This window comes from Colwellia sp. BRX10-9 (assembly GCF_014077405.1).
Lineage (GTDB): Bacteria > Pseudomonadota > Gammaproteobacteria > Enterobacterales > Alteromonadaceae > Colwellia_A.
This window is the reverse complement of sequence record NZ_JACGVV010000061.1, coordinates 1-7,982: the sequence shown is the minus strand read 5'-3', so window position 1 is coordinate 7,982 and position 7,982 is coordinate 1. Positions and strand designations below refer to the sequence as shown.

Sequence of the window (7,982 nt, the reverse complement as noted above, 5' to 3'; positions counted from 1 at the left end):
TAGCGACAATAGCACTGTGGCACCACCTGATCCCATTCCGAACTCAGAAGTGAAACGCAGTAGCGCCGATGGTAGTGTGGGAGTTCCCATGTGAGAGTAGGACATTGCTAGGCTTCTAATTAAGAGAAACCCGATTCGAAAGAGTCGGGTTTTTTGCTTTCTGGCGTTTGAAAACACAAGATTTGTAACTAATATAGTAGTAGCGCCAACAGTAGTGTGACTTATGTCCGACATGCCCATGTGAGAATAGGACATTGCTAAGCCTCTATTTACAGAAACCCGATCCGAAAGAGTCGGCTTTTTTGCTTTCTGTCGTTTGAAAACTTAGCAGAATAACCCTTCATAATCGCGTTTGCTTAGTAAGCGAATTACATCCTGATGCACCACTGTAAATGACGACAAAATCATTCATTGATTTTAGGTGGCGGTAAGAAGATCACTATCTCAATAATATAAGAAGTAGTGATTACTTCGCGTGTATTGTTGAACTTAAAATATTTATAATATATTTTCTGATGACCTAGCCTTGTGTTACTAGTGATAAGTCTCAGTAATATCCAAATAGTGATGAAATTTAAAAGTTCACTATTCCTAAATTGTTAAAAATATGTGATATTAATGAGTAATAAATTTAATTTATGGATGTACATTAGTGAGTAGTCTCCATATAAGCTGTTGAACTAAACCGCTTATCGGGGAGTACCAGCTCCCTGATATATCAATGCATCATAGTATTATGCTTATAATTGATAATACTTAATAAAAATAACCAAACTAGGAATGTCATTAATGGATAATTCAGGGAAAGAAATAGTAAAGTATGGAATTACATTTGGAACAGCTCTTTCAATTGCTATTTCATGGAGCGTAAATAAGTCAATCTTATGGGCAATTCTGCACGGTTTCTTGTCTTGGGCATATGTGATTTGGCATGTATTGACACGATAAAAAATTATTGAATGGTGTTAAGTTCTACTTAATTATCATTTAGTTAAAATGGCTTATTTTGAATGTGTTGATACTAACAAAGCATTCAAACGGATAAAAGACAGTTGGCTGGTTTCATTCCGTTCGCTATTTTAGCCAACAATTTCGCGCCGCTAGTTAGGCGTTAGACATTTAAGGGAATTTGGTGCAAAAATTCATCGTATTATTCAGAGGGATCAATGTTGGGGGCAATAATATATTACCGATGAAAGAGCTTGTCCCGCTTTTGGAACAAAGTGGCTATGAAAGTGTTTCATCATATATCCAAAGTGGCAATATCGTTTTAAAAAGCCCTAAAAATCCAACAGAGCAAGTGCAAAGTATTATATCCAAGAACTTTGGCTTTGCTCCTGCGGTTTTTTCTTTAGAAGAATCAGTGTTCTCAACATCAGCTTTAAATAATCCATACAAAGAATTTGAAGGTAAATTTGTACACTTTTACTTTTGTAAAAATAATATCAACCTAGTTCAAGATAAGTTAAATAAATATATATCAAGTTCTGAAGAGTATACAGTTAAAGGTAATGTCCTTTATTTATATGCACCTGAAGGCATAGGTCGTTCAAAACTAGTAGCAAATGTAGAGTCTTGTTTAGGTCAAAGTGCGACAGGTAGAAATCTAAATACTATTAATAAAATTAGCACTATGCTAAAAAATGCATAACAGGAACTTCAAACGGAAAATATAAAGTTGGCTGTATTCACTCCGTTCAACATTTTAGCCAACTATATTTTTGCGCCTAACTAGGCGTTATTTTTTTTCAAAGTCAGGTGTAAAGTAAATGAAAGTAAGTAACCCTCTAACAATTATTGCTATTTTTGCGGGTACAGCAGAGGCTTTTGCAACAGGGGCTTTAATTGCATTACCTCCCGAAGTTCAATCTATATTTGTGTACTTTGTAATGTTATTCCCATTACTTATCGTCTTAATTTTTTTTGGTGTGCTTATTTTTAAACACCATGTCTTATATGCCCCCAGTGACTTTGATGATCAAACTGATTTTCTTCAAATAAATAACATTAAAAAGGCAGTTACTAACGCAACTCAAAAAGCTATTTCAGATGCAACTGCAAGCGGCAAAAAAATTGATCCTAAAAAGGTTGCAGAATCAACGATAGAAGAAATGGAGGTAAGCCTAAATGAACAGGTACTCAATTACCTTAAAGAGCACCCTAATGAGGCTTTCACTTCAAGAGGTCTCGCTCATATTCTTTTAACAAGTACAAATTTAGTAACCTTTTCGTTGTACTATTTAGAGAGCGTAGGTTATATAAATAAAGGTAAAGATGGTACGACACTAGTTTGGCAAATAAAACTATAAGTCTTTCAAAAGGAATAAAAAATTTGATTTTTTACTCCTTTGTAACTAATTTTAGCTAGCTATCTAGGAGTATTCATGAATTGGTTGAAGCTTTCAAATGACGAAATATTGGAAATAGTTAATCCTATAATGGATAACCTTATGGATGCTTCCACTGAAATTGACCATGAAAAGCATGTGCGAGACTTTAGTGACAATATGAAAAGTATCGTCACTAAAGATGAACTTGAAAAACAGTGCAAAGCATATCAAGAAACTCTTGGTTTTTTTACAAAACGAGAGTTGGTTGGTGTTATTAGAAAAAAAAGTGACGTAAGGGTTTTCTGGAAACAAGGGTATTCAAAATCAGATGATGAGTTCTTAGCTTTCGTTCACATAATACAGCGCAATGGAACGTTGGAAGTTGTAAATGCTTCTGTATCATAGTAAAAATAGCAAGTTATTCAAACCTACGCTAAAAATTGTTGGCTAAGTCCGCTTCGCCTCACATGTTAGCCAACTATAAAAAGCCTCTTAATGGGGTGCTAAAAATCTAAATAAAGTAACGGAGTACGCTATGAAATTTATTTATCTAATGCTACCAATGCTGGTATCTCTTTCCGGTTGCAACCAATCGGACTCTGACAATAATATTGAAGTATATATAAGTACAGGGGAGTTACAGTGTCAGGATAATGGTTTATCAATATCATTAACTAAGAGTTATCTGCAAGAAGCCGGTATTGAAGTTAAAGCTGAAAGTTGTGGTAATTTAATACTGGTTGATTACCCCTCAGTCTGTGGAGGGGGAACAGGAAAGTTACATGTGTTTACTATTCACGAAAACCATTCGCAAACTGCTGAAAATATAGGGTTTACTATACCTGATAGTACAGTTGGTGGCGGTGATTATGCCAAAGTCGAGTGTAGTGATTAACGATTTATAAAAAGTCATTCAAGCAGAAAAAGTAACAGTTAGCTATAAAATACTCCTTCGTTGTTTATTTTAGCTAACAATTAAAAGCTTCTTAATGGGCGTTATGTGGTCAGATTATTCCAACTTGTCATGGAGCAATAAAATGATTAAAAAAAGTGCACTTTGTTTCCTTATGCTATTTTGTTTTGGTATTTTAGCAAATGATAAATTCCCTAACATATTATTCTTAGAAGGTAAGCAGCAGTCACCTGCTGCTGATTTAAGTGTAGTGAAATGGCTTTCAGGTCATTGGAGAGGGGAAGCATTTGGTGGCCTCATTGAAGAAGTATGGTCGCCTGCTGTTGGCGGGAGCATGATGGGAGCATTTAAGCTTGTTGTTGAAAATGAAGTACAATTCTATGAAATTGAGACAATATCCGAAGAAAATGGAACACTTATCTTTAGATTAAAGCATTTTCATAGAGACTTAAAAGGATGGGAGAAGAAAGATAAAGCTATTGATTTTGTATTGGTCAAAGTTATGGAAAATAAAGTTTACTTCAACGGCATGACTATTGAGAAGGTTAGCGACAACGAAATTAATATATATGTCGCTATTTTAGCCAACAATTATTTGTCTCTTAATGAGGCGTTATGAGGTTTTTCAAATTGAGAGTATTATTTCTGACTATATGCACACTACTTTTTAGTGGATGTTCTGCTTCTGGAGATCGGTTTAAAGGTTTTGAAAATACAGCTGTAAATAAGAGTTCTTTATATATTTATAGGCCATCTAAATTCTTTCAAGGGGGAACTTGGCCAACCATTTTTATCGATGGTAAAGAAAAGTTTTCTTTAAAAAATTCTGGTTATGTCTTAACTCACCTAGAGCCGGGGGCACATGAGATAAAAATAGGTTCAACTTCATTTCTAGATAATTGGATTTTTGGAGATGTAATTGGAAATATTGATATGGAAAAAGGTAAGACATACTACTTAAGGTTCGATATAGAATTTCAAGATGCAACATCAATGGGGACAGTGATGTCATTTTCGGGGGCTGCGGGATTAATTGAAGTTAATAAAGAACAAGCTGCAAACGATTTAAAAGTACTTAATTCGAGTATGTAGCCTCATAATAAGCCATTAAAGCAGAACTTTTAACCGTCGCTAGGTTCCGCTTCGTTTGATATTTTAGCCAACAATTAAAAGCCTCTTAACGTGGCGCTATGCTACTAAGGAAAGTTAGTGTTTAAAATTATAGTATTATTATCAAGTTTATTTCTTGCTTCGTGTGCGACTGTCGCACCCATTGTAAATTCAAATAGCCCTATTAACATTTATGGTGTAACGACACTCCCTCCACAAAATGGAGATTGGGTGGTTATTACTGCTTCAGGCTATCAATCATCTCTTGGGAGTAAAGGCGTTAATAAAAATGAATCGCAAGTTGTAAATGTTTCTATATTTCAATTGCCAAGTTTAGATTCAGATAAAAAGTTTCTAGAATATATTGTTAGTTCGAGAGCATCTGCCCCAAATACGGGGCGATTTGAAAACAAAGAAAACACCGAAAACCTTTCATCACTTAATGGTGCTGTTTGTGTTAAATACCATTCAATATCTCAAGATACTAATGCTAAAATTCAAGGAGGCAAAGCCTCAATGTTATTTGAAAGTATTGGCTATAATTGCCAACATCCTAAGAAAAATACAGTAGGTGTAAATATTGAGTACTCTAGTCGTTACTTTGTAGATACTGGATATTCAACATTACAAAACGATAGTGATGCGTTTTTTAATAATATTCAGTTCACCGAGTTTTAATAGCATAAGCCATTAAGCAGGAAAAATAACAGTTGGCTATATACTCCTTCCTTGTTTATTTTAGCTAACATTCATTTGTCTCTTAATAGGGCTTGAGGGTATAAGGTCACAATTTATGGATATTATTCAAGTTGATGGTTTAGACGTTTTAACTTCTTCATTTAATTCTTATGACGAATTAATAAATATGGAGTTGCAACAAGATCAAATTAGTGACGTTTTCCCATATAAAGGGAATACGTTAAGCTATGCATTTGTAAAATCAGGCATATCACTTGGTTATTATAAAATATTATCAGCAAAGCGATTAACATCAAAAAAAACATCGTTTACTCTTCATAAGCAATAAGCCCTAACAATAACTCGAACGGAAGATACAGTTGGCTGTTTTCACTTCGTTTTCCATTTTAGCCAACTATATTTTTTGAGAGGTTTGAGCATTGGTCCCATATTTACTAGCTGGATTATCTATATTAATTGCGGGTGGCGTTCATTGGAAACTTCCTAACTCATTTTGGCAAGCATCAATGTATTCAACTCTGGCCATTGTTGTAGTATCACTATTATTTATTTTTGTTTTTCAGTCTAATTACCTAGGCTTAGACGAAAATACAGCCGAAACGGCTAATATTGGTGTAGCAGTTTTACTCGTATCTGCACTTGTTTCATTTTTTGGTTTGTTAGTCTCTTTAATGGTTGGTTATTTTCTAAAAATAGTGAGATCGTCGGTATAAAAACATCACCAGAATTTAAACAGGGACAAAATACAGTTGGCTAACGACCGTTCTAATATAATTGGGTGGCATAACCGATGTAATTATTGCGTTGGACTACTTTTATCTACTTATATAAAAGAACTTCAGAGACACCATGCCAATAACAAAGCTACAAGCCAATATAGACCGACGATAAATTGTCAGCTAGTATAGGTTTTCATAAATTTCAGTTAACAATGATTATCCTTTTAACGAGGTGTTATCTTATCCCTGCATTAATTCAGCTCAATATATTTTCGACACAGTAAAAAAGCATCAATTTTCCGGGATAATACTAGAGAGAGTGTAATGGCAAAAAAAGCTATAGTTATAGGCGCTACCGGGTTAGTCGGTCGGGCGATAGTTGATCAACTCGTTAGCAGTGACCATATTAGTGAAATTATTACACTAACACGTAGGTCTTCCCCACATACATCAACAAAAGTTTGTAATCAAGTCGTGGACTTCGAACACCTCAATAATTACATCACACTATTTCATGCGGACATTTTATTTTCATGTCTTGGTACAACAGTTAAGCAAGCGGGTTCAATCGTGGAACAAGGTAGAGTAGATCTTGATTACCAGTTTGAAGCAGCACAATTAGCAGTAAGCAACGGTGTTAATCACTACCTACTCGTTTCTTCTGCTGGGGCTAATGATCAAAGTAATAATTCGTATCTGAAAATGAAAGGTCTTTTGGAGCAGAGAATAAAACAATTACCCTTTAAACGTATTAGTATTTTTCAACCGTCATTACTACTTGGTCAACGAACAGAATTTCGCTTAGGTGAAAAAATGGCTAGTTGGTTCATGCCTATTTTATGCATTATACCCTTGCTACGACGCTTCCGCCCGATAACGGGTGAGCAAGTAGCAGCAAGAATGGTCTTGTCTAGCCAGGAGCTTGGTCCGTCAATAGAGATTTTTTGTCTTGATGAAGTTTTTATTTAGTGATCAACAGCATTATACATAGGTAGACTTATTACCAGATTAATAATTTTTTACTAATAAACAATATTAAGTAGGGAGCAGGTTAAGCGCCGGGGATAATGAGTTAATCGTCTCTTGTAATAAGAGTGTATTAGGTGTCGTTAATAGTCTGCTTTGTCTATGTAAAAGCTAATAACACAAGCTAGATGCCAAGTACTTGATTATTACTGTCAGCATTAACAGAGTTAAATGTCATTTTAGTGACTAGCGGGTTATAAAAACTAATATGATTGACCTTAATATATCGAAGCACATATATAACAGGAACCTGAGTTTAAAGGGTTAGCCCATCAAAAGACTAACCCTCATATATAAACTATTTTCCTATAGATACCGTAAGCCCACCAACCATAGTTATGTGATCGATAACCTTAACTACATTATCATAATTTGTATTTGCGTGAGGGATCACAACAGCAGCAGATACTGGGTTAGTAGCCATATAATTTTCTATATTTGCTGGTAGTCTTTCAATATCTGTAATTCTACCATTTAAGGAAACAAGACCATTTTCATTTACTCTTATAAGTAACATAGGATTATTATTCTGATTAGGATTGCCGCCATCGGGTTTATTCACTAAGAAACCTTGTTCTTTAACAAATGAGGTGGTCACAATAAAGAATATTAAAAGGATAAAAACAATATCAAGCATAGGTGTCATATCTGCTTCAGCTTTTTGGTCTTCATAAAGTCTATTTCTTCTCATCCTGGTACCTCAATACTTGTTAGTTATATTCTACGAGTTATTTCGTATATCTTTTAGATTAGTTCAAATTATCGATAAAACAATATAGATACGAATTTATTCGTAAATAAGTAAAAACAAAACGACTAATTAATAGGTGAGATGAGTAAATTAACTAAATATGCAGCACAACATATTGATATTTGTACGCTGAAGAATACTATTTGATCTTCGACATGATGAGTTAAAGTAAAAATAGGTCCAGATTTATAGTGCTTATAAATAGCTGTAGGGGAGTTATTAGTAGATATATGTTTTAATATCATCCTGTCTGCTTGTTTTTCATTCGAACAAACAAAAAGATGAAAATAGTGCTTGATAGTTTTTAGAAAATGTCTAGAATGCGCTCCAGTTCCAAGGGGTTCAGTCAAAACGAACCACGAAAGAGCTGTTTTGATAAGTTATCTACATCACTTTAGAGTAAAGTAGTTAACTTAACGTTTTATAGATAAGGT

The 7,982-nt window shown here is 34.3% G+C and carries 11 protein-coding genes and 1 rRNA gene; 11 read left to right on the top strand and 1 reads right to left on the bottom strand.

Features of this window, described 5'->3' with window-relative positions; translation table 11 throughout:
- The 11 genes from rrf to H4J69_RS19095 form a co-directional block, all read left to right on the top strand.
- A 5S ribosomal RNA gene (gene rrf / locus H4J69_RS19145) occupies window positions 1-113 on the top strand; the annotation flags it as partial.
- Between the two features lie 1,019 nt (window positions 114-1,132).
- Window positions 1,133-1,651 (top strand): DUF1697 domain-containing protein, encoded by a 519-nt coding sequence (locus H4J69_RS19140; protein ID WP_182222993.1) that lies wholly within the window; start codon window positions 1,133-1,135, stop codon window positions 1,649-1,651.
- A gap of 118 nt (window positions 1,652-1,769) precedes the next feature.
- Window positions 1,770-2,309 carry an ArsR family transcriptional regulator gene (locus H4J69_RS19135; protein WP_182245136.1) on the top strand — a complete coding sequence of 180 codons (540 nt, stop codon included), beginning with the start codon at window positions 1,770-1,772 and terminating at the stop codon, window positions 2,307-2,309.
- A 75-nt stretch (window positions 2,310-2,384) separates the two neighbouring features.
- Window positions 2,385-2,735: a hypothetical protein gene (locus H4J69_RS19130; RefSeq protein WP_182218621.1), complete on the top strand. Its 351-nt coding sequence runs from the start codon at window positions 2,385-2,387 to the stop codon at window positions 2,733-2,735.
- 130 nt (window positions 2,736-2,865) lie between these two features.
- Window positions 2,866-3,225 (top strand): hypothetical protein, encoded by a 360-nt coding sequence (locus H4J69_RS19125; RefSeq protein WP_182245135.1) that lies wholly within the window; start codon window positions 2,866-2,868, stop codon window positions 3,223-3,225.
- A gap of 142 nt (window positions 3,226-3,367) precedes the next feature.
- The gene (locus H4J69_RS19120) at window positions 3,368-3,862 is read left to right on the top strand and encodes a DUF6265 family protein (protein WP_182245134.1); all 495 of its coding nucleotides are present in this window, start codon (window positions 3,368-3,370) and stop codon (window positions 3,860-3,862) included.
- Window positions 3,863-3,873: 11 nt separating this feature from the next.
- Window positions 3,874-4,335: a DUF2846 domain-containing protein gene (locus H4J69_RS19115; RefSeq protein WP_182245133.1), complete on the top strand. Its 462-nt coding sequence runs from the start codon at window positions 3,874-3,876 to the stop codon at window positions 4,333-4,335.
- Between the two features lie 117 nt (window positions 4,336-4,452).
- A complete protein-coding gene (locus tag H4J69_RS19110) occupies window positions 4,453-5,031 on the top strand; it encodes a hypothetical protein (RefSeq protein WP_070375259.1) in 579 nt (192 codons plus the stop codon).
- A gap of 115 nt (window positions 5,032-5,146) precedes the next feature.
- The gene (locus H4J69_RS19105; protein WP_182218630.1) at window positions 5,147-5,380 is read left to right on the top strand and encodes a hypothetical protein; all 234 of its coding nucleotides are present in this window, start codon (window positions 5,147-5,149) and stop codon (window positions 5,378-5,380) included.
- Window positions 5,381-5,471: 91 nt separating this feature from the next.
- The gene (locus H4J69_RS19100; protein WP_070375257.1) at window positions 5,472-5,765 is read left to right on the top strand and encodes a hypothetical protein; all 294 of its coding nucleotides are present in this window, start codon (window positions 5,472-5,474) and stop codon (window positions 5,763-5,765) included.
- Between the two features lie 330 nt (window positions 5,766-6,095).
- The gene (locus H4J69_RS19095) at window positions 6,096-6,740 is read left to right on the top strand and encodes an NAD(P)H-binding protein (protein WP_182218632.1); all 645 of its coding nucleotides are present in this window, start codon (window positions 6,096-6,098) and stop codon (window positions 6,738-6,740) included.
- Between the two features lie 355 nt (window positions 6,741-7,095).
- Here H4J69_RS19095 and H4J69_RS19090 read toward each other — a convergent pair whose 3' ends face one another.
- On the bottom strand, window positions 7,096-7,488 hold the full coding sequence (locus tag H4J69_RS19090) for a biopolymer transporter ExbD (RefSeq protein ID WP_182218634.1): 393 nt from the start codon (window positions 7,486-7,488) through the stop codon (window positions 7,096-7,098).
- Window positions 7,489-7,982 lie beyond the last annotated feature (494 nt).

What these genes read in the sequence shown, in the direction of transcription:
- H4J69_RS19135 (WP_182245136.1), top strand. Translation starts at nt 1,770, where the DNA reads ATGAAAGTAAGTAACCCTCTAACAATTATTGCTATTTTTGCGGGTACA.
- H4J69_RS19130 (WP_182218621.1), top strand. Translation starts at nt 2,385, where the DNA reads ATGAATTGGTTGAAGCTTTCAAATGACGAAATATTGGAAATAGTTAAT.
- H4J69_RS19125 (WP_182245135.1), top strand. Translation starts at nt 2,866, where the DNA reads ATGAAATTTATTTATCTAATGCTACCAATGCTGGTATCTCTTTCCGGT.
- H4J69_RS19120 (WP_182245134.1), top strand. Translation starts at nt 3,368, where the DNA reads ATGATTAAAAAAAGTGCACTTTGTTTCCTTATGCTATTTTGTTTTGGT.
- H4J69_RS19105 (WP_182218630.1), top strand. Translation starts at nt 5,147, where the DNA reads ATGGATATTATTCAAGTTGATGGTTTAGACGTTTTAACTTCTTCATTT.
- H4J69_RS19095 (WP_182218632.1), top strand. Translation starts at nt 6,096, where the DNA reads ATGGCAAAAAAAGCTATAGTTATAGGCGCTACCGGGTTAGTCGGTCGG.
- H4J69_RS19090 (WP_182218634.1), bottom strand. Translation starts at nt 7,488, where the DNA reads ATGAGAAGAAATAGACTTTATGAAGACCAAAAAGCTGAAGCAGATATG.